We start from the raw sequence: 880 nt of genomic DNA, 5'->3' as shown, positions 1-880 counted from the left end.
GGCTCTGTTGCAAAGATTGGCGGCAGTCAGAGGTAGGCTGTCGCTCTGCGCCGATCAGGCGGCTGCTGCGAAATGGTGGTTGAGCATGCCCATGGCCTCCGTCAGCGCCGAGGGCCCAATGCCAAAAGCTCTCTCCACAAGGCGCACCTCGCCCCTGATGCCGGGCTGCAGGCACCAGGGGCGAGCCTGTCCTTTGCGCAGGGCTCGCATGACTTCGAATCCCTTGATCGTGGCATAGGCCGTGGGGATCGATTTGAAACCGCGCACCGGCTTGATCAGTATCTTGAGCTTTCCGTGATCGGCCTCGATCACGTTATTGAGATACTTCACCTGCCGGTGGGCCGTCTCCCGGTCCAGCTTTCCTTCGCGCTTCAATTCGGTGATCGCTGCACCATAGCTCGGCGCTTTGTCGGTATTGAGCGTGGCAGGCTTTTCCCAGTGCTTCAGGCCTCGCAGGGCCTTGCCCAGGAACCGCTTCGCTGCCTTGGCGCTGCGGGTCGGCGACAGGTAGAAATCGATCGTGTCGCCCCGCTTGTCGACTGCCCGGTACAGGTAGGTCCACTTGCCCCGCACCTTGACGTAGGTTTCATCCAGGCGCCAGCTCGGATCAAAGCCACGCCGCCAGAACCAGCGCAGCCGCTTCTCCATCTCCGGGGCGTAGCACTGGACCCAGCGATAGATCGTCGTATGGTCGACCGAAATGCCGCGTTCCGCCAGCATTTCCTCAAGGTCGCGATAGCTGATCGGATAGCGACAATACCAGCGCACCGCCCACAGGATCACATCACCCTGGAAATGGCGCCACTTGAAATCCGTCATCGTTCCGTCCGTCCAATCTCCGCCAAGCATGCTCAAGCTTCACGATTTTTGCAACAGAGCC

1 protein-coding gene is annotated in these 880 nt (G+C 60.6%); it reads right to left on the bottom strand.

What is annotated here, in order from left to right:
- Positions 1-54 precede the first annotated feature (54 nt).
- Positions 55-819 carry an IS6-like element IS6100 family transposase gene (locus NDI72_RS21895; protein WP_001389365.1) on the bottom strand — a complete coding sequence of 255 codons (765 nt, stop codon included), beginning with the start codon at positions 817-819 and terminating at the stop codon, positions 55-57.
- Between the last annotated feature and the right edge of the window lie 61 nt (positions 820-880).

It is taken from the genome of Nitratireductor sp. GZWM139 (assembly GCF_030068685.1).
Classification (GTDB): Bacteria; Pseudomonadota; Alphaproteobacteria; order Rhizobiales; family Rhizobiaceae; genus Nitratireductor; species Nitratireductor aquimarinus.
Note: the sequence above shows the minus strand (reverse complement) of the source record. Positions and strands in the feature narration are given on the sequence as shown.

Coding starts and splice junctions, on each gene's coding strand:
- NDI72_RS21895 (WP_001389365.1), bottom strand. CDS start 819: ATGACGGATTTCAAGTGGCGCCATTTCCAGGGTGATGTGATCCTGTGG.